At 58.8% G+C, this 21,230-nt stretch carries 20 protein-coding genes and 2 riboswitches; of the genes, 10 read left to right on the top strand and 10 right to left on the bottom strand.

What is annotated here, in order from left to right; translation table 11 throughout:
- Positions 1–177 precede the first annotated feature (177 nt).
- Positions 178–819, bottom strand: coding sequence for a 3-oxoacid CoA-transferase subunit B (locus B9Z49_RS17900; protein ID WP_108354796.1), 642 nt, complete (start codon positions 817–819; stop codon positions 178–180).
- Position 820: 1 nt separating this feature from the next.
- Positions 821–1,528, bottom strand: a complete 708-nt coding sequence (locus tag B9Z49_RS17895; RefSeq protein WP_108354795.1) for a CoA transferase subunit A — start codon at positions 1,526–1,528, stop codon at positions 821–823.
- A gap of 101 nt (positions 1,529–1,629) precedes the next feature.
- Here B9Z49_RS17895 and B9Z49_RS17890 point away from each other — a divergent pair, with 101 nt between their 5' ends.
- Positions 1,630–2,190 carry a PAS and helix-turn-helix domain-containing protein gene (locus B9Z49_RS17890; protein WP_108354794.1) on the top strand — a complete coding sequence of 187 codons (561 nt, stop codon included), beginning with the start codon at positions 1,630–1,632 and terminating at the stop codon, positions 2,188–2,190.
- A gap of 258 nt (positions 2,191–2,448) precedes the next feature.
- On the opposite strand, the gene B9Z49_RS22290 is transcribed toward B9Z49_RS17890, so the two are convergent.
- The 3 genes from B9Z49_RS22290 to B9Z49_RS17870 form a co-directional block, all read right to left on the bottom strand.
- The gene (locus B9Z49_RS22290) at positions 2,449–4,776 is read right to left on the bottom strand and encodes an acyl-CoA dehydrogenase family protein (RefSeq protein ID WP_108354792.1); all 2,328 of its coding nucleotides are present in this window, start codon (positions 4,774–4,776) and stop codon (positions 2,449–2,451) included.
- Between the two features lie 69 nt (positions 4,777–4,845).
- Entirely contained in the window at positions 4,846–5,517 is a 672-nt protein-coding gene (locus tag B9Z49_RS17875) for a nitroreductase (RefSeq protein ID WP_108354791.1), read from the bottom strand.
- A gap of 80 nt (positions 5,518–5,597) precedes the next feature.
- Entirely contained in the window at positions 5,598–6,023 is a 426-nt protein-coding gene (locus B9Z49_RS17870; RefSeq protein WP_108354790.1) for a carboxymuconolactone decarboxylase family protein, read from the bottom strand.
- 57 nt (positions 6,024–6,080) lie between these two features.
- On the opposite strand from B9Z49_RS17870, the gene B9Z49_RS17865 reads away from it, so the two are divergent.
- Positions 6,081–6,689 (top strand): peroxidase-related enzyme, encoded by a 609-nt coding sequence (locus B9Z49_RS17865; protein ID WP_108354789.1) that lies wholly within the window; start codon positions 6,081–6,083, stop codon positions 6,687–6,689.
- Here the strand turns inward: B9Z49_RS17865 and B9Z49_RS17860 are convergent.
- Positions 6,647–7,378 (bottom strand): TetR/AcrR family transcriptional regulator, encoded by a 732-nt coding sequence (locus tag B9Z49_RS17860; RefSeq protein ID WP_233254698.1) that lies wholly within the window; start codon positions 7,376–7,378, stop codon positions 6,647–6,649. The genes B9Z49_RS17865 and B9Z49_RS17860 overlap by 43 nt on opposite strands.
- A gap of 100 nt (positions 7,379–7,478) precedes the next feature.
- Here B9Z49_RS17860 and B9Z49_RS17855 point away from each other — a divergent pair, with 100 nt between their 5' ends.
- The gene (locus tag B9Z49_RS17855; RefSeq protein WP_108354805.1) at positions 7,479–8,375 is read left to right on the top strand and encodes a metal-dependent hydrolase; all 897 of its coding nucleotides are present in this window, start codon (positions 7,479–7,481) and stop codon (positions 8,373–8,375) included.
- A 39-nt stretch (positions 8,376–8,414) separates the two neighbouring features.
- Here the strand turns inward: B9Z49_RS17855 and B9Z49_RS17850 are convergent, their stop codons facing one another.
- Positions 8,415–8,837 (bottom strand): thioesterase family protein, encoded by a 423-nt coding sequence (locus B9Z49_RS17850; RefSeq protein ID WP_108354788.1) that lies wholly within the window; start codon positions 8,835–8,837, stop codon positions 8,415–8,417.
- A 10-nt stretch (positions 8,838–8,847) separates the two neighbouring features.
- Positions 8,848–9,630, bottom strand: a complete 783-nt coding sequence (locus tag B9Z49_RS17845) for an SDR family oxidoreductase (protein ID WP_089961680.1) — start codon at positions 9,628–9,630, stop codon at positions 8,848–8,850.
- Positions 9,631–9,782: 152 nt separating this feature from the next.
- On the opposite strand from B9Z49_RS17845, the gene B9Z49_RS17840 reads away from it, so the two are divergent.
- Positions 9,783–11,474, top strand: a complete 1,692-nt coding sequence (locus tag B9Z49_RS17840; protein ID WP_108354787.1) for an electron transfer flavoprotein-ubiquinone oxidoreductase — start codon at positions 9,783–9,785, stop codon at positions 11,472–11,474.
- A 12-nt stretch (positions 11,475–11,486) separates the two neighbouring features.
- Here B9Z49_RS17840 and B9Z49_RS17835 read toward each other — a convergent pair whose 3' ends face one another.
- Positions 11,487–12,257, bottom strand: a complete 771-nt coding sequence (locus B9Z49_RS17835) for an HpcH/HpaI aldolase/citrate lyase family protein (protein ID WP_108354786.1) — start codon at positions 12,255–12,257, stop codon at positions 11,487–11,489.
- A 44-nt stretch (positions 12,258–12,301) separates the two neighbouring features.
- Entirely contained in the window at positions 12,302–13,294 is a 993-nt protein-coding gene (locus B9Z49_RS17830; RefSeq protein ID WP_108354785.1) for an NAD(P)-dependent oxidoreductase, read from the bottom strand.
- Between the two features lie 251 nt (positions 13,295–13,545).
- Between B9Z49_RS17830 and B9Z49_RS17825 the strand changes: the two genes are divergently transcribed.
- From B9Z49_RS17825 to gcvP, 6 genes are all read left to right on the top strand, one after another.
- Positions 13,546–14,517: a TRAP transporter substrate-binding protein gene (locus B9Z49_RS17825; protein WP_108354784.1), complete on the top strand. Its 972-nt coding sequence runs from the start codon at positions 13,546–13,548 to the stop codon at positions 14,515–14,517.
- Between the two features lie 73 nt (positions 14,518–14,590).
- Entirely contained in the window at positions 14,591–15,085 is a 495-nt protein-coding gene (locus tag B9Z49_RS17820; RefSeq protein ID WP_108354783.1) for a TRAP transporter small permease, read from the top strand.
- Positions 15,082–16,359, top strand: coding sequence for a TRAP transporter large permease (locus B9Z49_RS17815; protein WP_108354782.1), 1,278 nt, complete (start codon positions 15,082–15,084; stop codon positions 16,357–16,359). Before B9Z49_RS17820 ends, B9Z49_RS17815 begins: the two co-directional genes overlap by 4 nt.
- 9 nt (positions 16,360–16,368) lie before the next feature.
- A riboswitch (glycine riboswitch) is annotated at positions 16,369–16,485 on the top strand.
- An 11-nt stretch (positions 16,486–16,496) separates the two neighbouring features.
- A riboswitch (glycine riboswitch) is annotated at positions 16,497–16,629 on the top strand.
- Positions 16,630–16,674: 45 nt separating this feature from the next.
- The gene (gcvT, locus tag B9Z49_RS17810; RefSeq protein WP_108354804.1) at positions 16,675–17,814 is read left to right on the top strand and encodes a glycine cleavage system aminomethyltransferase GcvT; all 1,140 of its coding nucleotides are present in this window, start codon (positions 16,675–16,677) and stop codon (positions 17,812–17,814) included.
- A 103-nt stretch (positions 17,815–17,917) separates the two neighbouring features.
- On the top strand, positions 17,918–18,283 hold the full coding sequence (gcvH, locus tag B9Z49_RS17805) for a glycine cleavage system protein GcvH (protein WP_108354781.1): 366 nt from the start codon (positions 17,918–17,920) through the stop codon (positions 18,281–18,283).
- Between the two features lie 20 nt (positions 18,284–18,303).
- Complete coding sequence (gene gcvP, locus B9Z49_RS17800) at positions 18,304–21,210, top strand: aminomethyl-transferring glycine dehydrogenase (RefSeq protein WP_108354780.1); 2,907 nt, start codon at positions 18,304–18,306, stop codon at positions 21,208–21,210.
- Positions 21,211–21,230: the final 20 nt, after the last annotated feature.

Genomic DNA, 21,230 nt, shown 5'->3' with positions numbered 1-21,230 from the left:
CGATTTACGATCCACGCTTCCTTCCCACGTTCGGTCACCCTCACGCAGTTGCGTTTCACTTTGCTCACTGTGACCAGCTCGCAGCGGGACTTGCACCCGCAGGTGTGCGCCCATGCTGGGCGCACAATAAAAAAGGCCCCTTCATGGGGCCTTTCTTTTGGGGGTTTGAAGCCCTGATCAGAAAATCAGCTTCACACCCGTCTTGCTTTGCAGCAGCTCAGGCGTCACGCCCGGAGCCAACTCGACCACTTTGAGGCCCGCCTCGGTCACGTCCATCACGGCCAGGTCGGTGATGATGCGGTCGACCACACCCACGCCCGTCAAAGGCAAAGTGCAGCTGGGCAAGATCTTCATGTCCTCGGTGCCGTCTTTTTTCTTGGCCACGTGTTCCATCAGGATGATCACGCGCTTGACGCCTGCCACCAGGTCCATCGCGCCCCCCATGCCCTTGACCATCTTGCCGGGAATCATCCAGTTGGCCAGATCGCCCTTTTCGCTCACCTGCATCGCGCCCAGGATCGACAGGTTGATCTTGCCGCCTCGGATCATGGCAAACGACAGATCGCTGCCAAAAATCGACGAGCCTTTGATGGTCGTCACGGTCTGTTTGCCCGCGTTGATCAGGTCGGCATCGACTTCGTCTTCGATCGGGAAAGGGCCAATGCCCAGCATGCCGTTTTCGCTTTGCAGCCAGACTTCTTTGTCTGCAGGCACAAAGTTGGCCACCAGCGTCGGAATGCCGATGCCCAGGTTCACATAGAAACCGTCTTCCAGTTCGTGGGCCGCACGGGCGGCCATTTGGTCTTGACTCCAGCTCATATCAGACTCCTGCCTTTTCAGTGATCGTGCGTTTTTCAATGCGCTTTTCCGGTGTCGCGTTCAACACGATGCGGTGCACATAAATGCCCGGCAAATGCACGCTGTCGGGGTGCATCTCGCCGGTTTCCACAATCTCTTCGACCTCGACCACACAGATCTTGCCCGCCATGGCCACTGCAGGGTTGAAGTTGCGCGAGGTGTAGCGGAACTGCAGGTTGCCGGACTTGTCGGCGCGGTGCGCCTTGACCAGCGACACGTCGGGCACCAAGGCGCGCTCCATCACGTAGGTCTCGCCGTCAAACTCGCGCAACTCTTTGCCCTCGGCCACCAGGGTGCCCACACCGGTCTTGGTGAAGAAAGCCGGGATGCCCGCACCGCCCGCACGCAGCTTCTCGGCCAACGTGCCTTGGGGCGTGAACTCCAAAGCCAGCTCGCCCGCTAGGTACTGGCGTTCAAACTCTTTGTTTTCGCCCACATATGAAGAAATCATCTTCTTGATTTGGCGGGTCTGCAGCAAGATGCCCAAACCAAAATCGTCCACGCCCGCGTTGTTGGAAATGGCAGTCAGGTTCTGCACACCGCTGTCGCGCAGCGCGGCAATCAGCGCTTCGGGAATGCCGCACAGGCCAAAACCGCCCACGCCAAACAATTGACCGTCAGCCACGATGCCCTTCAAGGCCTCGGCTGCGGAGGGATAAATCTTGTTCACACCGGTCTCCTATAGAGGATGAATGAAGGCATTACGATACTACGTATTCAACTACGTAGTTTTTCGTAGAGGGCTTCCCCTAGCCGCTGGCCATCCCGCTCATGAACTCAGACATCGATTACCGCCTCGCCTTTGACCTGGCCCCTATCGGCCTGGTGCTCTCGCGCAACCGCGCCATCGTCGACTGCAACCAGCGCGTGTGCGAGATGTTTGGTGTGAGCCGCGAACAACTGATCGGCCAAAGCTTTCAGCTGCTCTACCCCAGCGCCGACGAATACGAGCGCACTGGCCAGCGTATCGCGCCCATCCTGAACGCCAAAGGCGTGTATGCCGACGACCGCATCATGAAAAGGGTCGACGGCCGCTTCAAAGGCGAAACTTTCTGGTGCCATGTGACGGGCCGCGCTCTCAACCGCGACGCCCCGCACGAAGCAGGCATCTGGACCTTTGAAGACCTGTCCGCGCGCAAACCCGTCAAAGCCGAACTCACCGCCCGCGAACGCGAGGTCGCCGCGCACCTGATGGACGGCCTGACCAGCAAAGAGATCGGCAAAGCTTTGGGGATCAGCCACCGCACGGTAGAGATTTACCGCGTGAAGCTGATGCGCAAATACGTGGCCTCGGGGGCGGCGGATTTGATTCAGAAGTTGATGCGGGGGTGAGCGGGCGCAAGAGAATGTTCTGTTCCGGCCTCTTTTAGTTTCGAGCAACAGGTAAGGGATCGATTTTTTGTAGGAACCCACCCCTGTGGGCGATGGGCGTGGAACACGCCCTCATCAGCTTTGCCCTGCTAATCATCGCCCACGGGGTGGGCTCCCACAATAACTTCGAAGCTGAAGCTGCCGACATAGGGGCAAGACCGTGGTTTTTGCAGGTCTGCGGCTTCAGCCCCCTACATGGGTTCTGCCAAGATGACATGCTCATGACCCAATAACAGAACGAGAAGCTGCCACCCGCCGCAAGTGCTGCGCCACCCCGCCAAACTGCTGTTCGATCACCGTCAGCCGCTTGAAGCCATGGCCCACGGCCAGCTCGTCGGTCATGCCCATGCCGCCGTGCAACTGCACTGCGCCCTGCCCCACCAAACATGCCGCACGCAGCACCGTTACATGTGCAGATGACACGCGCTCGGCGCGGCGCTCGGGGCTCTCGCCCAGCACATCGGCACAAGCACCGACTGCCGCTGCAGCCTGCAACAGCGCCATGTACATGTCGGCCATGCGGTGTTGCAGGGCCTGAAAGGCAGCCAAGGGCTGGCCAAACTGTTTGCGCTGGCTGGTGTAATTCAGTGTGTCGCGCATCAGGGCCTGCATCACGCCCACCGCTTCGGCGCCTGCGGCCAGCATGGCCGTGTCCCAGGCTTGCATGAGCGCTGGCATTGCGTCGCCCTGACCAAGAAGAGCCTTCACGGGCGTTTGGTCAAAGGCCAGCTCTGCCGCCCAGGCACCATCGATCAGGCGAACATCGCGCCGCTGCATGCTGCTGGCTGCGGGGTCGATCAGGCAGATGCACAGCTGGCCCGTCTCGTCTCGTGCGCTCACCAGCCAATGCGTGGCCCCGGGTGCGCCGCGCACCAGGGCTTTGCGTCCGCTGATGTGCAGCTGACCGCCCGATGTTTGCAAACGGGCCTGCACCCGGCTCAAGTCAGTGCGCCCTGCAGGCTCCAGGGCCGCCACAGCCAATCGCACTTGGCCATCGGCCAGGCCTTGCAGCAAAGTATCGGCTGCCGGGTCGCCCAGCGCTTGCAGCAAGGTCGCCCCTAAAACGGCAGAGCTGCTGTAAGGCTCGGCCACCAAGGCCGCGCCCAAGGCTTGGCAGATCAGCATTTGTTCGGGCAAACCACCGCCCATGCCACCCAAGTGTTCGGGCAGTGCCGCGCCCAAAAGGCCTAGCTCACGGCTCAAGCCCTGCCACAGCGGCGCAATCGCTTCAGGTGTGGCAATCATCTGTGCGCGTTTATCGAAGGGCAGCTTGTCTTGCAACCATCCTTGGAGACTGGCCAGCAGCATGGCTTGCGTTTCGTCGGTTGATACCACAGGTTCCACCACCTCGGAACCCAAAAGGTGGCGGGCAATCAGGTTGCGCTGGACTTCGTTGGTACCGCCATAAATCGATGCGGCGCGGTCGTTCAAATACGCACGGGTGGCAAACACCGACTCCTCAGGCACAGGCAGCGCATGGGCGCTGGCCTCCTCCACCGTGAGGCTGGTGGCGCCGTAAGGGCCTGCAATGCTCAGGCCCAACTCGGTCAGGTGTTGCTTGAGCTCGGTAGCCAGCACCTTGCCCATGGACGGGGCCGCAGGCAGCCAGCAAGGCTGCGCGCCGCCGACGATGCGGGCAGTCAGGACCTGTTGTTCCCATGCGTGCAAGGCGTCGATGCGGCACTGCGCGTTGGCCAGGGTCAAGGCGATGTCTTCATGCTCGGCGTCTGCGTGTTCGGATGCAAACGCCTCGCGCAAGGACTCGTGCAGCCGCGCCAGACGGCCCCGCAAGAACGGCGCAGAGGAGCCACCCCGCTCGTGTTCCAACAAAAATTTGGCAATCGTCCAGCCCTGGTTTTCTTCGCCGATCAGCGCGTCAGCAGGGATGCGAGCCTCGTCAAAAAAGACCTGGTTGAACTCATGATCGCCCGAGATGCTGATGATCGGTCTGATCTGTATGCCCGGGTTGTTCAGCTCGAACATCAAGAAGCTGATGCCTTGCTGCGGCTTGCCGCTGCTGTCGGTGCGCACCAGGCAAAACATGTGCGTGGCGCGGTGGGCGTGGGTGGTCCAGATTTTGGAGCCATTGATCACCCACTCGTTGCCCTCGCGGCGGGCCCGGCATTGCAAAGATGCCAGGTCGGAGCCCGATCCCGGCTCGCTGTAACCTTGGCACCAGTAGCTCACGCCGTTGCGCAAGTCGGGTAACCAGCGCTCTTTTTGGGCCTGTGTGCCAAACGCCACCAGCACAGGCGCGGCCATCACCAGGCCCAAAGGAGAGACCTTGGGGGCATCGGCCGCCGCCATCTCGCTGGCAAAAATGTCGTGCTGCTTTGGGGTCCAGCCACAGCCGCCCCACTCGACTGGCCAGTGCGGCGCCGCCCAGCCGCGTTTGGCCAAAATCCGCTGCCACGGAATGCCGACCTCGTAGTCCGCAAAAATGCCCGAGGTGCGGTGTCCGCCCAGACGAATTTCGTCGGTCAGCTCGGTCGCCAAAAAAGCGCGCACTTCGTCGCGAAAAGCCAACTCTTCTTTGCTCAAGTTCATGGGGTGTTCACTCCAAGGGACGAAAAAAAAGGCCGCCCTCGCAAGGTGGCACTCTGATCAGTGAGAGGTTCAGAAACCGACGTAACGCACAAAGTTGGCTTCGTCTTCGCGCACCGACTTGACGGTGTTGGCCACAAAATCTTCGTCCGGGTAACCCAGAGCGATGCAGATCATGATGTTCTGATCATCCGGAATGCCCGCGTGCTCGCGCACCACGGCCGACTGCATGATGCCCTGCCCGTTGATCACAGTGCCCAGACCCCGCTCCCAAGCGGCCAGCACGATGGCGTGCGACAAAGCCCCCAAATCAAACTGGCTGATGGCCGCAGGCTCCAGGTATTTGTCGTAGGTCAGCACCAGCGATACGGGCGCATCGAACTGGCGGAAACCACGCATGACCCAATCGGTGCGCCGCTCTTTGTCGTCGCGGGCAATGCCCATCACATCAAACAGCTGAATCGCGATGTCGACCTGGCGCTTGCGGTGGATGCCCTCGTAGGACTCTTTCATCGGGAAGTCCCGCTTGGGAGGCACGCCCTTGACCATGTTGTCGGTATTGCCCCGGCGAATGCGCTCCAGCGGCTCACCGGTAACCACATGCACATACCAGGGCTGCGTGTTCATCGACGAGGGCGACCATTTGGCCACCGCGAGGATGTCTTCGATCACCTCGCGAGGGACAGGTTTTTGCTGATAGCCGCGAACGCTTTTGCGGGCCTTGATGAGTTCTGAAAATTCCATAGGTGTGTTTCTCCTCAACCGAGAATTGGTTAAAAGACGCTCATCGTCAATGCGCGCGTGTTGCCTGAGTTACCCTGGCTTCAGCCCTGGGCTTGCACCACCTCAGTGACCGTGCGGAAAGCGTCAATGGCCGTCGGGAAACCACAGTACACGGTGGCGTGCAGCATGACTTCGCGGAGTTCTTCGGGAGTTGCGCCGTTGTTCAGCGCACCGCGCACATGGGCCTTGAGCTCGTGCTGTTTACCCTGGGCCGTGAGCATCGCCACGGTGATGAGGCTGCGGGTTTTCAGGTCGAGGCCCGGACGCTGCCAGACATTACCCCATGCATTGGCCGTGATGAATTCCTGCATGGGCATGGTGTAGTCGGTGGCGGCGCCCAGGGCGCGGTCCACATACTCCGGCCCCATGACTTGGGTGCGGGTGGTCAAGCCCGCCTGAAAGGCGGCGTCTTCTGGGCGGGCCTTGCGGGCTTGCTCGATGGGTGAATGTGACGGTGTGTTGGACATGACAGGCTCCTTTAAGAGCCATGAGCATAATCAAAAGCATCATCTATTGGAGACGCCATGAGCACACCCCCCACCCCACGCTACCAAGCCCCCGAAATCAATGACCTGCCCGACGACATCAAAGCCAAGGTGCTCGAAGTCCAAGAAAAAGCCGGTTTTGTGCCCAATGTGTTTTTGGCCTTTGCCCGCCGTCCGGCCGAGTGGCGCGCTTTCTTTGCTTACCACGACGCCCTGATGGTGCCCGAGTCGGTGGGGCGCGAGAGTGGCCTGACCAAGGGTGAGCGCGAGATGATCGTGACCACCACCAGCGCGTCCAACCACTGTCTGTATTGCGTGGTGGCGCACGGTGCGATCTTGCGCATCTATGAAAAGAAACCCTTGGTGGCCGACCAGGTGGCCATCAACCACCGCAAAGCCGACATCAGCCCCCGTCAATGTGCCATGCTGGACTTTGCTCTTAAGGTTTGCAACCACTCCGACCAAGTGGAAGACGCCGACTTTGCCGCCCTGCACGCCCACGGCTTTAACGACGAAGACATCTGGGACATCGCCGCCATCACCGCGTTCTTTGGCCTGAGTAACCGCATGGCCAGCTTCAGCGGCATGATGCCCAACCCAGAGTTCTATTTGATGGGCCGCGCGCCCAAGGCCAAACCAGCGGCCTGAAGCGCTTGCGGTCTAGCCAGCAAAGCCCAGGCCATTTGCACCAGGGCTTCTTCAAACGCGGGGCTGCCCAAGAGGGGTGACTTTTCCAGGCTGGCGCTGCGCAGTGTGCCAATGACCGAGCGGGTCAGCACAAACAGTTGCGCCGGGCTGGGCGTTTGCAGCGCGGGGTGGCCGATGCGCTCAAAAAAGATCGCCAGCCGGTCGGCCACCTGACGCACGGCGCTGGCGGTTTCATCGGGCTTTTCCAGTGTCCAGCACAGGCGGATCAGACTTTGGCTCAGGCCCTTGCCCGTGGCAAAGCCCCGCACCAGGATTCGGATGGCCTGGCCCAGCAGCTCACGCCCGTCCAGATCACGCACATGCGGCAGGGTCTCCAGCTCGCTGAGGTAACGCCCCAGCTCTTGCAGCACCATCTCTTGCCCACGAGCGGCCATCGCCCGCACCAGCACCTCTTTGCTTGGAAAGTACTGGTACAGCGTGCCAATCGAAAAACCGGCCGCTGCAGCCACCTTGTTGGTGGTCAAACCGCCCTCGCCTTCCTTGTCCAAAATCTGAGCAGCGGCCTTGAACAAGGTTTGCATGGTCTGCTGTGCTCGCGCCTGCGAGGGCTGGCGACGCAAGCTGAGATCAGCCTGGGTCTTGGCTTGCGGCTTGGTGGCATGTTTTGCATCGGGTTTGGCGGCGGGCATGAAAAGCCTTTTTCAAAATGTGAGCAGATAGCGAGTTGCAAGCTCTTTGCAAAACCTGAACAATGTTCAGATTCTGACCTATTTGCACAAGAGACCCACCATGACCACCTACCCCGCCGCCCCGACCGAGTTGACCGTGCGCCGCCTGAGCGTGGACCTGAGTCAGGGTTTCTCGCGTCACTGGAACGGCGGCGATGCGTTTTTGACGGCCTACGCCAACGCCTTGTCCATGAGCTTTCCGGTGGGCGAGCAGTCTTTCATTGATGCCGTGAAGGCCGGGGCCAAGCAGCTGCCCGACACCCCCGAAAACACCGAACTCAAGGAAATTGCCAAGGGCTTTGTTGGCCAAGAAGCGACCCACCGCCACCTGCATGCCCTGTACAACGCGCACCTGGAAAAGCAAGGCTTGGTCAACCACTGGGGCCCCCGCGCCGAGCAGCGCCTGAAAAAAGGCCGCGAAGAATTTTTCAGCAAAAGCGAGAAGGGTTATCTGCACGAGCTGGCCATCACCGCCGCTTTTGAGCACTACACCTCCATCTTCGGCGACCTGACTTTGGACCGCTTGGACCAGCCGGGTGACTGGTTTGCAAATGCCGAAGACCCACTCAAAACCCTGTGGCGCTGGCATGCGGCGGAAGAGTCGGAGCACAAATGTGTGGCCTTTGACCTTTACCAACGCTTGGGGGGCAACCACACCTGGCGCATGCGTTGGTTTTGGTACGTGACTTTGCAGTTCAGTACCGACGTCTTCCGCCAAACGGTCAACAACCTCTGGCACGATAAAACGCTCTTCAAGCCCTCTACCTGGTGGTCGGCCTGCAAGTTCTTGTTCGGTCGTCACGGCATGGTTTGGCGTGTGGCCAAGCCCATCTTGGCCTACACCCGCAAAGACTTTCACCCCATGCAAGTGGGCAGCGCCACGTTGTCGCAAGACTGGTTACAAAGCCACGCCGACCAATGGCGTGCGGTTGGCGGCACAGCCTCAACAGCGGCTTGAAGCTTTTGCGCACAAGAGTGCGCGCCCAACAAAAAACGCTCAGTCACTGACCAAGGCCCGCACCCAGTCGGGCAGGCTCACCGCTTTTTGCTTGGGAAAATTCACCCAGATGGTGGTCGCGCCCCCGGCTGCAAACACCACGCCAGGCTGATCGGTGCGCTCCAGCGTGCACCAACTCTCAAAAGTGGTTCGCCCCGGATCGCTCACAAACATCTTGGCCAGGATAGTGCCCGGGTATTCAAACTGTTGGTAGAAGTTGCAAAACGCATTGACAATCACCGGTCCTTCTCCTTGCGGATTGGGCATGAAGCCAATCTTGTCAAACCAGTCAATGCGGGTACTTTCCAAGTACCGGAAATACACCGTGTTGTTGACGTGGCCCATGGCGTCCATGTCACCCCAGCGGATAGGGATGACCAACTCATTGACAAATTTTTTCCGCTCAGGGAGTTCCAGCTTCATAGCTTGGCCCTCAGACCGCAAAGCCGTCGTCGGCCGACACCACTGCGCCATTGATGAAGTGGCTCTGGTCGCTGGCCAGCAGCATCAACAAAGCATCCAGGTCTTGCGGCTGGCCGACACGTTTACGCGGCAGCATGCTGATGAGTTTTTGGCCCTGCTCGGTTTGCCAGTGGTGGTGGTTGATTTCGGTGTCGATGTAACCGGGGCAGATCGCGTTCACGTTGATGCCGAATTTGCCCCACTCCACCGCAAAGGCCTTGGTCATCTGGATCACGGCCGCCTTGCTCATGCAATACACGCCAATTTGAGGCAAAACCTTCAGGCCCGCCATCGAGGCGATGTTGATGATGCGCCCACCCGTGAAACTGCCCGGCGCTGCGCCCTTGGCGCGTGCCAGCATGCGCTTGCCCACTTCTTGCGCTACAAAAAACGCACCGCGCACATTGGTGTTCATAATGAAGTCGTAGTCGTCTTCCGTCACGTCCTGGATGCGCTGGGTGGTGCTCACGCCCGAGTTGTTCACCAAAATGTCGATGCTGCCCATCTCGGTCTCGGCATGCGCCACGGCCGCTGCAATGCTGTGGCGGTCGGTCACGTCCATCTCGACCACATGGGCGTCGCCGCCAGCGGCCTCGATCTCGGCGCGCAGGTCCTTGAGCTTTTCGATGCGGCGGCTGGCCAGCACCACGCCCGCGCCAGCTGCGGCCAGGGTTTTGGCAAATTGCGCGCCCAAGCCGCCCGAGGCGCCCGTCACCAGGGCCACGCGACCCGACAAATCAATTTCATAAGCCATGACATATTCCTCGCAAAAGACCATCGTTTCAGCAGCAACCCACCCATGACACCATTGTGCGGGGGAAGCCACGCTCTGCCGCATAAAATGAGTCACAAGCCCGACACCCCGGTGCGTGGCATCCCCAACCCCAACTTTGAACAGAGACTTTCATGAGCCCCGAAGAAATCCTGAGCACCTACGGCCCCCGCGAATCCATGGAGTACGACGTGGTTGTGGTCGGCGGCGGCCCCGCAGGCCTGTCCACCGCCATCCGCCTCAAGCAACTGGCCGCTGAAAAAGGCACGGACGTGTCGGTGGTGGTCCTTGAAAAAGGCGGCGAACCCGGTGCCCACATCCTGAGCGGCGCGATCATGGACCCCAAGGCCCTGACCGAACTGTTTCCCAACTGGAAAGAGCTGGGTGCCCCGCTCAACCAACCCGTGACCGACGACGCCTGGAGCTTTTTGTCTGAGACCGGCGCCACCCGCACACCCGGCATCTTCTTGCCCGAGTGCGCACAGAACCACGGCAACTACATCATCAGCCTCTCCAATTTCACCCGCTGGCTGGGGCAGCAGGCCGAAAACCTGGGCGTAGAAATCTTCCCTGGTTTCACCGCCGCTGAAGTGCTCTACAACGAAGACGGCTCTGTCAAAGGCGTGGCCACCGGCAATATGGGCATCGGCAAAGACGGCGAACCGACTGAGAACTTCCAGCTCGGCATGGAACTGCACGCCAAGTACACCGTGTTCGCTGAAGGCGCACGCGGTCACTTGGGCAAGCTGCTGATCGCCAAATACAAACTCGACGCAGGTCGCGACCCGCAGACCTACGGCATCGGCATCAAGGAAGTCTGGGAAATTGACCCCTCACGCCACACGCCCGGTTTTGTGATGCACACCGCCGGCTGGCCCATGAACAACGACACCTATGGCGGCGCGTTCATGTACCACATGGAAGACAACAAAATCGCCATCGGTTACGTGGTGGGCCTGGACTACGCCAACCCTTGGCTCAGCCCGTTTGAAGAGTTCCAGCGCTGGAAAACCCACAACAACATCAAGTGGTACTTCACCAACGACCAAGGCGAAGTGAACGCCAAACGCATCGGCTACGGTGCCCGCGCCATCACCGCAGGCGGCCTGATGAGCCTGCCCAAGACGGTGTTCCCGGGTGGCGCGTTGGTGGGTTGTGATGCCGGTTATCTGAACGTCAGCCGCATCAAGGGCAGCCACGCCGCCATCAAGACCGGCATGCTGGCCGCCGAAGCCGCTTACGACGCGTTGCAGGCAGGCCGCCAGCACGACGAGCTGAGCGCTTACCCAGAAGCTTTCGAGAAGAGCTGGCTATTCACCGAGCTGAACAAATCACGCAACTTCAAGACTTGGTTCAAGCAGGGCCTGACGGTGGCCACACTCATGAATGGCTTCGAGCAATTCGTGCTGCGCGGCCACATTCCTTGGACGTTGCGCCGCGACAAGGCGGACCACACGTATTTGAAGCCTGCGGCTGACTGCCCAAAAATTGACTACCCCAAGCCCGATGGCAAGCTGACCTTTGACCGTTTGAGCAGCGTGTTCATCAGCAACACCAACCACGAAGAAAACCAACCGGCCCACCTGACGCTCAAAGACGCCTCGGTGCCCGTGGGCATCAACTTGGCCAAATTTGGCGGGCCCGAGAGCCGCTACTGCCCAGCCGGTGTTTACGAGTATGTGAAAAACGAAGACAACTCTGACCGCCTGCAGATCAACGCGCAAAACTGCGTGCACTGCAAAACCTGCGACATCAAGGACCCAACGCAAAACATCGTCTGGGTCACGCCTGAAGGCGGCGGTGGGCCCAACTACACCGGCATGTGAAAGAGGACCGCTTCAATCCGCCGAAGTGGACTGGATGCCCTGAATCAACTGACAGAAGGCCTGCTGCAACAAGGCTGTGTCCGTTCCTGCGGCAAGCATGGTGTAACCCATCGCTTTGGCCCGTTCAATCCAGGTTGCATCGGTGGCCATGAACCCTGCGACCTTGCCATGTTTTCTTGCTACCTGGGCCACATGGTTCATGGCTTCGCTGAACTTTGGATGGTCAAACTGGCCAGGTATGCCCATGAAATTGGACAAATCAAAGTGCCCCACCCATAAAACTTCTACCCCATCGACAGCAGCGATATCTTCGACATTTTGCAAGCCCTTTTCTGTTTCGATCTGTGCAATCAGCAAAGTTCGATCATGGTATTGGCGCATTTTTTCGACCACATCTCCCCCTTGGTAATCGCATTGCGCGAATCCAAACGCTGCGCCCCTGCGACCCAGCCCAGGATAACGACAAGCCTGGGCCAGACGCTCGGCCTGGGCCCGGTCTTCCACCATCGGGACCATCACCCCGCGCGCACCAATGTCCAAGGCACGTGCTATCCAGGTGTACTCACCGGTGGGTACTCGCACCATGGGCTCTAGTGGTAAACCTCGGCAAGTGGCAAACAACCATTTCAGGGTTTCAAAACCCAAACCCGTGTGCTCCATGTCGTAGATTGCAAAGCGGGCACCTGAATTGACCAGTATCTGCGTGATGCCCGGTGTAAAAAATTCAAAAACCATGGCACCGGCGACAGTCTGGCCAGACATGATGGTTGGCTTCAGTGGCATGTCAGTTGTCATGTGGATCCTTTAAAAGTTGAGGGGGCTGCAGATCAGGCGCTCACAACATGTGCCGGTTTTTTACCCTGCATCACATCAACAACGGCCTTGAAAGCACTTTCGGCCAAGCCCTGCATGCATTCATCGGTAAAGCAAACACCATGGGGCGTCACCACCACATTGTCCAACTGCAGCAAGGGGTTGTCTGCGGGTGTGGGCTCTACCTCGAAAACATCCAAACCTGCCCCAGCAATTTTTTGCTCCACCAATGCCTGATAGAGCGCTGACTCGTCCACGATAGGACCCCGGGCTGTATTGATGAGGTAAGCCGTTTTTTTCATCAAGGACAACTTGTTCGCATTGACCAAACCACGAGTCGATTCATTCAAAGGGCAATTCACTGTCAAAAAATCCGAGTTGCGAAACAAGGTGTCCAAATCCACCAACTCCACACCCAGCGCTGCCATTTGTTGGGGATCTGCGTAAGGATCGTGAGCAATGAATGTCATGTCGAAAGGCTTGGCCAGACGAAACATCTCTGCTCCGATATTCCCCACCCCCAATGAACCCAGACTACGGCCTGTCAATCCTGTGCCAATGTGATCGGATTTCTCTGCCCAGCGGCCCGCGCGCGTCAAACGGTCCTTGATACCCACTTTGTGCGCCAGCATGAGCATGAAAGTGATGGCTGAGACCGCCACTGGGCGACGAACGCCATCGGGCGCAATGGTCAGAAGAATTCCTGCTTTCTGGCAAGTAGGGACATCGATGGTGTCGTAACCCACACCAAAACGTGCAATCACTTTCAACCGGGGTTTTTCTGGCCCCAAGCTTTCAGGTGTGAAACGTGTCAGCATGGCGCATATCGCGTCATATCGGGCGGCATGTTCCGGGCGGATGACTGGCGATTCTTCCATGTATTCCCAAACCAATCCGGGATGATTGAGGAAGTCAAAAACCGCTTGCCCAAATATGGGCTGCCCATTGCTTGTCAGGACATCACGCGTGATGCCGACACGAAAAATACCCGAATCAAAGTCATTCATAGCTGCACCTTTCGAAAGGGAAATGGGGCATTGCCCAACGAACAATCAAACCCCATTGAACCCGGACCCTGACTCTTGTCAAGTGATTCAGTGACCCGTTTGTCGTCTTTGAATAAAAACGCTGACTTTGACAAAACTACTGGGAAAACCCCTCGAAAACCCGAATGGCGTCCCTTCACATCAACTCCATAATTCCTAAGCAGAATAGTTATTCCCATTTTGTCTTCATCCAATCTTTGAGGAGTCAATCCATGAAATTGAGTAAATTGATGTTAGGTCTTAGTCTGGCTGTTGGTCTCATGACCACGGCCACAGCGCAAATTGTGATGCGCAACGCCATTTCCGTCGCTGAAAACTCACACGCGGGTGAAGCGGTTGTCACTTTGGCCAGAGAGGTTGAAAAGCGCACAAATGGTCGAATCGTCATCAAGAACTTTTTCTCTGGTTCATTGGGCGGTGAGCGCGAGGTCATGGAAGCGGTCCAACTGGGGACCCAAGAGCTGGGCCACAACTCCACCGGCCCCGTGCCCAACTTTGTGCCCGAAACAGCCATCCTGGATGTCCCGTTTTTGTTCCGCGATAAAGCCCATGCCCGAGCTGTGCTCGATGGCCCTATCGGACAAGAGTTGCTGGCCAAATTTGAATCCAAAGGTTTTAAGGCTTTGGCTTGGACTGAAAACGGCGTTCGCCACATGACCAACAGCAAGCGACCGGTCAACAGTCCAGATGACCTGAAGGGTCTCAAAATGCGCACCATGGAAAATCCTGTGCACGTGGCGGCCTACAAAGGTCTGGGCATCGTGACCACACCCATGGCGTTTCCGGAAGTATTCACCGCCTTGCAGACCGGCACGATCGATGGTCAAGAAAATCCACTTTCAGTGATTCTGGCTGCCAATTTCGATCAGGTGCAAAAGCACATCACACTCACTGGGCATGTTTACTCGCCCTCTGTTTATCTCATGAACAAAGCGGTTTTTGACAAACTCAGCAAAGCCGACCAGCAGATATTTTTGGATGCCGCCAAAGAAGGCGCCAAAGCCAACCGAGCTCGAGTTGACAAGGACGACGCAGGCGGTGTGGCTGAATTGCGCAAACGTGGCATGACCGTCATTGAAAATGTAGACAAGGCCAAATTCATAGCCACGATGGCACCTGTGAACGCAGAGTTTGAAAAGAGATTCGGCAAGGCCAACTTGGACCGCATTCGCAATTACAAGTGATCTGAGCCTTTTTGTAATGCCCGACCAGCGCCTGCTGGCGGGCGTTTTTTATTGAACGCAACGCGATAGGCCGATGAAACATTTCTTTTTGCGCTTCGAGCACTGGACGACGTCCCTGTCGATGATGGTTGCCTGCGTCATGATGGCTTTGGCTTCTGCCTTCGGCATCCATCAAATTTTCACGCGATTCATCATTGAGTCACCCGCTGAATGGACCGAGGTTTTGATCCGCTTTTGTCTGATTTGGATGGTGTTTTTGGGCATCCCCACAGCTTTTCGGCAAGGGGCCATGGTGAGCGTGGACATGCTCTACCGCCTAAGCGGTGATCGCATGCGACGCTTTCTCGACAGCGTGGTGGCCATTGCGGCCCTGACCTTGTGCTGCATCATTTTGTGGTGGGGATGGGACTATGCCAAACGCGGCGGCGTTCAGTCCATGATCGGCCTTGAGGGTGTCTCCATGTTCTGGGCTTATTTGGCTTTGCCGGTCGGCGCAGCCTTCAGCATCATCGGCATCATCGGATTTTGGTTGGACCCCCAGCGCATGGAATTGGAGACCGCACTATGAGTTTCGCCATGCTTTTCACGATGCTGCTGTGTTTTACACTGACTGTTTCTGTGGCCGTCTCCATCGGTCTGGCGTCCATTGTTGGCATTCAGGTGGCCGATGCCCATATGCTTATTTCCGTAAAGGAAATGTTCAACTCCATCAACAAATTCCCCTTGGCGGCCATTCCGTTTTTTATCTTGGCCGGCAACCTCATGGAGACCGGCGGTATCTCTCGCCGTCTGGTGGAATTCGCCAAGAGCATCGTTGGCGGTGTACAGGGTGGCCTGCCAATGACTTGCGTTTTGACCTGCATGATTTTTGCGGCAGTTTCGGGGTCTTCGGTAGCCACCACTTTTGCGGTGGGTGCGATCCTGATTCCGGCCTTGATCAAACACGGCTATCCCAAGCCCTGGGCCACCGCTTTGCAAGCCACCTCTGCCGAACTGGGCGTGATCATTCCCCCGTCCATTCCCATGATTTTGTTTGGCGTGAGTGCCGAAGTCTCGATTGGCGAACTGTTCGTCGCGGGTGTTGGTCCTGGTCTGCTCATTGGCGGTGCATTGATGTTGTTTGTCTGGCTTTATTCAAAATACAAAGGCTGGGGCAAAAATGACGGTGACGGTCGCCTGAGTTTTGGCAAGGCCACATGGCAAGCCGGTTGGGCTCTGCTCATGCCGGTGATTGTGTTGGGCGGCATTTATGGAGGGGTGTTTACGCCCACCGAAGCAGCAGCTGTAGCGGTGTTTTATTCCCTCATTGTGGGCACCGTGGTTTACCGCGAAATCGGGATCAAGGACCTCTACAACATCTTGCGCAAATCCGTGATTTCGAGCGCGGTCATCATGTTCATCATTGCCAACGCGGGCTTGTTCGCATTTTTGTTGACGCGTGCAGGCGCTCCTGAGGCCATTGGTACATGGTTGCAGCAAGTTTTGCAGTCACCCTTTTATTTTTTACTGGGCATCAACGCTGCCTTGTTCATCATCGGCATGTTCATCGAAACAGGCGCAGCTATCCTCGTGCTGGCTCCGATCTTAGTTCCGGTGGCTGTTCATTTTGGAATTGACCCCGTGCATCTGGGTATGGTCATGGTGGTCAATTTGGCGCTGGGCATGGTGACGCCGCCTTTTGGTGTCAACCTGTTTGCGGCGTGTACTGTGGCCAGAATATCGCTGGACCGAGTCATCAAAGACCTGATCCCTTTTATTGGGGTGATCTTGGCCTGTCTGATGCTGATCAGCTACGTGCCCGAAATTTCTCTGACTTTGCGGGATATTGTGTTCACCAAATAAAGCTAGAATCAATCCCAGTCAGGAGAGCGCCTGACTTGGCTTCCGTCGTGAAACAAGTCAGGCCGCCGAAGGCGCAGGCGGTGGCAACACTGTTGAACGCTCAGGCAAAAGGACTGACAAAACGCTTTTCATCAAGGCGTTACCTCACTGGAGAGAGGTGCCGGGACATCGATCCACGGCATCCACCGAAGGAGCAACCCGCAGAACAATCGGCTTTTGGGCTGACCGTTCCCGGCGAATCTCTCAGGTAAAGCGGACAGCGAGGGCAAGCGCCACAGCAAGTGCTGTGGCTTTTTATTGCCCTTGGAGTTTTTTGTGACCGCTGCTGCCGACTTGCTCACCACCCCTTTGAACGCGCTGCACTCCGAGCTGGGTGCCCGCATGGTGCCTTTTGCCGGTTACAGCATGCCCGTGCAATACCAGGCTGGCCTCGTTGCTGAGCACCACCACACCCGCAACGCTGCGGGCTTGTTCGATGTGTCGCACATGGGCCAGTTGAGCCTGAGCGGGCCAGATGCCGCAGCCGCCTTCGAGAGCCTGATGCCAGTGGACGTGATCGGCCTGGGCGTGAACAAACAACGCTACGGCCTGCTGCTCAATGACGAGGGCGGCATCATCGACGACCTGATGTTTGTGAACCGTGATGTCATGAATGGCGGCGATATTTTTGTGATCGTCAACGGTGCCTGCAAGCACGGCGATTTGGCCCACATCCAAGAGCGCATTGGCAACCGCTGCACCATCACGCCGCAATTTGACCGCGCCTTGTTGGCCCTGCAAGGCCCGCAAGCGGTGACCGCTTTGCAACGCCTGTTGCCCGGTGTGGAAAAACTGGTGTTCATGACCGGCGCAGCTTTTGAGGTGGACGGCGCAGACCTGTACGTGACGCGCAGCGGCTACACCGGCGAAGACGGTTTCGAAATTTCTCTGCCCGCCCATGCCGCCGAAACCTTTGCCCGCCGCCTGCTGGCCCAGCCCGAAGTCAAGCCGATTGGCCTGGGTGCCCGCAACTCGCTGCGCCTCGAAGCTGGGCTGTGCCTTTACGGCAACGACATCGACGCCACCACCACCCCGGTCGAAGCGGGCCTGAACTGGGCCATGCAAAAAGTGCGACGCACAGGCGGTGCCCGCGCAGGCGGCTTTCCGGGTGCCGACAAGATCCTTTCACAGCTCGACGGAACATCCCCGGCCCAGCGATTGCGCGTGGGCCTGTTGGGCCTGGAACGTGTGCCGGTGCGCGAGCATGTCGAGTTGCAAAACGACGCCGGCGAAAAAGTGGGCGAAGTCACCAGCGGCCTGCTGGCCCCCACCGCCGACCAGCCCGTGGCGCTGGCCTATGTGCAGGCAGAATATGCGGCGTCGGGCACACGCCTGAACGCCATGGTGCGCGGCAAAGCCGTACCCATGCAAATCAGCGCCCTTCCCTTCGTGCCCAACCGCTATCACCGCGGTTGAAATTAATCGGGGTCAGATCCCAATTAAATTCACCCATTCATGCCTGCCAAACAATTGGGATCTGACCCCGATTTAATTTCCAAACATACACAAGGAGCCCCTCATGATCAAGTACACCGAAGACCACGAATGGTTACAAATTGACGGCGACACCGCTGTCGTGGGCATCACCCACCACGCGCAGGATGCGCTGGGTGATGTGGTGTTTGTGGACCTGCCCGAAGTGGGCAAGTCTTTTGCCGCCAAAGAAGTCGCTGGCGTGGTCGAGTCGGTCAAGGCTGCGGCCGACGTTTACATGCCCGTGGATGGCGAGATCACCGAAGTCAACGAAGAACTGCGCGGCGACCCATCGCTGGCCAACACCGACCCGCTGGGCAAGGGCTGGTTCTTCAAGGTCAAGCTGTCCAACCCGGCGCAGACTGAGGCCTTGCTGGATGAGACCGCTTACAAAGCGTTTTCTGCAGCTTGAACGATTGAACGGAGCCACACATGCTGATGTCCACCCTCAAGCCCTTGGGCGAACTCGAAAACCCATCCGAATTCATCGCCCGCCACATTGGCATCAGCGGTGCCGACGAACAGCACATGCTGGGCGTGATCGGTGAGGCATCACGTCGGTCCTTGATCGAATCCATCGTGCCGCGCAGCATCGCCCGCGCCCAGGACATGGTCTTGCCTGCGCCCATCACCGAAGCGGCTGCGTTGGCAGAACTCAAAGCCCTGGCGCAAAAGAACCGCTTGCTCAAAAGCCACATCGGCCAAGGCTATTACGGCACACACACACCCGGTGTGATCCTGCGCAACATCCTGGAAAACCCCGCTTGGTACACCGCTTACACGCCCTACCAAGCCGAAATTTCACAAGGCCGCATGGAAGCGCTGGTGAACTTCCAGACCATGGTGACAGACCTCACCGCCATGGACATCGCCAACGCCTCCATGCTGGACGAGGCCACGGCCGCTGCCGAGGCTATGACCTTGGCGATGCGCACGGTCAAGAGCAAAAGCAAAGTCTTCGTGGTCTCGCGCGCCTGCCACCCGCAAACCATCGAGGTGATCCAGACGCGCGCCCAACCGTTGGGCATTGAGGTGCTGGTGCCGCAGAGTGCCGACGCCTTCACCGCTGCGCTGAACGCCGAGCACTTCGCATCCCTGGTGCAGTACCCCTGCAGCACCGGACTGGTGGAAGACCTCAGCAGCTATGCCGCGCAAAGCCATGCGCAATCGGCCGCCTTCATCGTGGCCGCTGACCTGCTGGCCCTCACCCTGCTCAAGGCCCCAGGCGAAATGGGCGCCGACATCGTGGTGGGCACCACGCAGCGTTTTGGCATGCCCATGGGCGCGGGTGGCCCGCACGCCGCCTACATAGCCTGCCGCGACGAATACAAGCGCTCCTTGCCAGGCCGACTGGTGGGTGTGAGCGTGGACGTGCACGGCAAACCCGCCTACCGCTTGGCCCTGCAAACCCGCGAGCAACACATCCGCCGCGAAAAAGCCACCAGCAACATCTGCACCGCGCAGGTGCTCCCCGCCGTGGTGGCCAGCATGTACGCCGTCTACCACGGCCCCGAGGGCTTGAAGCGCATTGCGCGCCGCGTGGCGAGCTATACCGCGATCTTCGCGCAAGGCCTGCAGAGCCTGGGCTACAAGTTGCGCAAAGAAACCGCGTTTGACACCGTGTGGATCGCCATTGGCGAGTCGTCGGCCTCGCTCATCGAACGCGCCCTGCACGCCGGCATCAACCTGCGCAAGGCATGCGACAAGAGCGTATCCATCTCTCTGGACGAGACCACCACCCGCGAGGACATCCTCGCCTTGTGGCAAGTGTTCGCCAGCGAATCGGCAACCCAAGATCAAGCATTGCCCAGTTTCGAGTCGTTCGAAAAAGGGATTGAGCCCCTGATCCCCGAATCGCTGCGCCGCACCAGCGACTTCCTCACGCACCCCGTCTTCAACCGTTATCACAGTGAGACAGGCATGCTGCGCTACATCCGCCAGCTGTCGGACAAGGACCTGGCGCTGGACCGCAGCATGATCCCGCTGGGCAGCTGCACCATGAAGCTCAACGCCACCAGCGAGATGATTCCGATTACCTGGCCCGAGTTTGCGGGCGTCCACCCCTTTGCCCCGGCCGACCAACTGGCGGGCTACCAACTGCTGGACCAGCAACTGCGCGACTGGCTGTGCCAAGCCACGGGTTACAAAGGCATCAGCCTGCAGCCCAATGCCGGATCGCAAGGCGAATACGCCGGTCTCTTGGTCATTCAGGCCTACCACCGCGCCCAAGGCCAAGGCCACCGCAACATCTGCCTGATCCCCTCCAGCGCGCACGGCACCAACCCCGCCAGCGCCCAAATGGTCGGCATGCAAGTCGTCGTCACCAAATGCGATGAAAACGGTAACGTGGACATGGTCGACCTGCAAGCCAAGTGCGAGCAGCACAGCGCGAATCTGGCCGCCGTGATGATCACCTACCCCAGCACACACGGCGTGTTCGAGACACAGGTCAAGCAGCTTTGCGAGCTGGTTCACCAGCACGGCGGGCGCGTGTACGTAGACGGTGCCAACATGAATGCCCTGGTGGGCGTGGCCGCCCCTGGTGAATTTGGTGGCGACGTGAGCCACCTGAACCTGCACAAAACCTTCTGCATCCCGCACGGTGGTGGCGGCCCCGGTGTGGGTCCCGTATGCGTGGTGGAAGACTTGGTGCCTTATCTGCCTGGCCACGCCACAGGCGGTGTGCCGGTCAACGGCGTGGGCGCGGTCAGCGCAGCACCGCTGGGCAATGCCGCCGTGCTGCCCATCAGCTGGATGTACTGCCGCATGATGGGTGCCGAGGGCCTGAAGCACGCGACCGAGGCGGCGATTTTGGCGGCCAACTACATCAGCAAACGCCTGGCACCTCACTACCCCACGCTGTACGCGAGCGAGAACGGTCGCGTGGCCCACGAATGCATTCTGGATTTGCGAGGCCTCAAGGAGACCAGCGGCGTGATGGCCGAAGACGTGGCCAAGCGATTGATGGACTATGGCTTCCACGCGCCCACACTGAGTTTTCCGGTGGTCAACACCTTGATGGTCGAGCCCACCGAGAGCGAAACCCTGCAAGAGCTGGACCGCTTCATCGACGCGATGATCGCCATCCGCGAAGAAATTCGCCTGGTGGAAAACGGCAGCTGGCCGCAAGACAATAACCCCCTGAAGCACGCGCCGCACACCGCAGACAGCCTGCTGGGCGGCGAATGGAACCGCCCCTACAGCCGAGAAGTCGGTGCCGCGCAAGCCCAGCGCGTGCCGGGCAGCGTGAAGTACTGGCCGCAGGTGGGCCGGGTTGACAACGTGTACGGCGACCGCAACCTGTTTTGCAGCTGCATTCCGGTCAGCGACTACGCCTGATCCACGCGCAAAGGAAGACC

Origin of the sequence: Limnohabitans sp. 2KL-51 (assembly GCF_003063645.1) — a bacterium.
Classification (GTDB): Bacteria; Pseudomonadota; Gammaproteobacteria; order Burkholderiales; family Burkholderiaceae_C; genus Limnohabitans_A.
Note: the sequence above shows the minus strand (reverse complement) of the source record. Positions and strands in the feature narration are given on the sequence as shown.

What these genes read in the sequence shown, in the direction of transcription:
- B9Z49_RS17865 (WP_108354789.1), top strand. Translation starts at nt 6,081, where the DNA reads ATGAGCACACCCCCCACCCCACGCTACCAAGCCCCCGAAATCAATGAC.
- B9Z49_RS17815 (WP_108354782.1), top strand. Translation starts at nt 15,082, where the DNA reads ATGAGTTTCGCCATGCTTTTCACGATGCTGCTGTGTTTTACACTGACT.
- B9Z49_RS17900 (WP_108354796.1), bottom strand. Translation starts at nt 819, where the DNA reads ATGAGCTGGAGTCAAGACCAAATGGCCGCCCGTGCGGCCCACGAACTG.
- B9Z49_RS17890 (WP_108354794.1), top strand. Translation starts at nt 1,630, where the DNA reads ATGAACTCAGACATCGATTACCGCCTCGCCTTTGACCTGGCCCCTATC.
- B9Z49_RS17855 (WP_108354805.1), top strand. Translation starts at nt 7,479, where the DNA reads ATGACCACCTACCCCGCCGCCCCGACCGAGTTGACCGTGCGCCGCCTG.
- B9Z49_RS17870 (WP_108354790.1), bottom strand. Translation starts at nt 6,023, where the DNA reads ATGTCCAACACACCGTCACATTCACCCATCGAGCAAGCCCGCAAGGCC.
- B9Z49_RS17820 (WP_108354783.1), top strand. Translation starts at nt 14,591, where the DNA reads ATGAAACATTTCTTTTTGCGCTTCGAGCACTGGACGACGTCCCTGTCG.
- B9Z49_RS17835 (WP_108354786.1), bottom strand. Translation starts at nt 12,257, where the DNA reads ATGCCACTGAAGCCAACCATCATGTCTGGCCAGACTGTCGCCGGTGCC.
- B9Z49_RS17850 (WP_108354788.1), bottom strand. Translation starts at nt 8,837, where the DNA reads ATGAAGCTGGAACTCCCTGAGCGGAAAAAATTTGTCAATGAGTTGGTC.
- B9Z49_RS17840 (WP_108354787.1), top strand. Translation starts at nt 9,783, where the DNA reads ATGAGCCCCGAAGAAATCCTGAGCACCTACGGCCCCCGCGAATCCATG.
- B9Z49_RS17830 (WP_108354785.1), bottom strand. Translation starts at nt 13,294, where the DNA reads ATGAATGACTTTGATTCGGGTATTTTTCGTGTCGGCATCACGCGTGAT.
- gcvH (WP_108354781.1), top strand. Translation starts at nt 17,918, where the DNA reads ATGATCAAGTACACCGAAGACCACGAATGGTTACAAATTGACGGCGAC.
- gcvP (WP_108354780.1), top strand. Translation starts at nt 18,304, where the DNA reads ATGCTGATGTCCACCCTCAAGCCCTTGGGCGAACTCGAAAACCCATCC.
- B9Z49_RS17825 (WP_108354784.1), top strand. Translation starts at nt 13,546, where the DNA reads ATGAAATTGAGTAAATTGATGTTAGGTCTTAGTCTGGCTGTTGGTCTC.
- B9Z49_RS17845 (WP_089961680.1), bottom strand. Translation starts at nt 9,630, where the DNA reads ATGGCTTATGAAATTGATTTGTCGGGTCGCGTGGCCCTGGTGACGGGC.
- B9Z49_RS22290 (WP_108354792.1), bottom strand. Translation starts at nt 4,776, where the DNA reads ATGAACTTGAGCAAAGAAGAGTTGGCTTTTCGCGACGAAGTGCGCGCT.
- B9Z49_RS17875 (WP_108354791.1), bottom strand. Translation starts at nt 5,517, where the DNA reads ATGGAATTTTCAGAACTCATCAAGGCCCGCAAAAGCGTTCGCGGCTAT.
- B9Z49_RS17860 (WP_233254698.1), bottom strand. Translation starts at nt 7,378, where the DNA reads ATGCCCGCCGCCAAACCCGATGCAAAACATGCCACCAAGCCGCAAGCC.